The 489-nt window shown below is 42.3% G+C and carries 2 rRNA genes; both read right to left on the reverse strand.

The window, feature by feature from the left end:
* Positions 1-94: 94 nt before the first annotated feature.
* A 5S ribosomal RNA gene (gene rrf / locus A3712_RS23935) occupies positions 95-210 on the reverse strand.
* Positions 211-346: 136 nt separating this feature from the next.
* Positions 347-489, reverse strand: a 23S ribosomal RNA gene (locus A3712_RS23940); the annotation flags it as partial.

The raw sequence follows: 489 nt of genomic DNA on the forward strand, positions 1-489 counted from the left end.
ATACGCGACTGACTGTTGAAGTCAACATAAAACTCTAAGTTTATTTAGAACTTTATGGTGACTTGCTTAATTACTAAGCAAAGTCGAAATTAAAGCCTGGCGATGTCCTACTCTCACATGGGGAAGCCCCACACTACCATCGGCGCTATTGTGTTTCACTTCTGAGTTCGGCATGGAATCAGGTGGGTCCACAATGCTATGGTCGCCAAGCAAAATTTTGTTTTTACTTTCAGCTTTTTTAAAAACTGAAGGCAAAATAATCTGGAAAGCTTATTAAAAGTTTTATCTCTTCAAACTCATTCAAGCGTTTGTATTTTTGAGTCCATCAAAACCCCTTGGGTGTTGTATGGTTAAGCCTCACGGGCAATTAGTACAGGTTAGCTCAACGCCTCACAGCGCTTACACACCCTGCCTATCAACGTTCTAGTCTTGAACAACCCTTTAGGACGCTTAAAGCGCCAGGGAAAACTCATCTCAGGGCTCGCTTCC

It is taken from the genome of Vibrio sp. HI00D65, assembly GCF_001635455.1.
GTDB lineage: Bacteria > Pseudomonadota > Gammaproteobacteria > Enterobacterales > Vibrionaceae > Vibrio.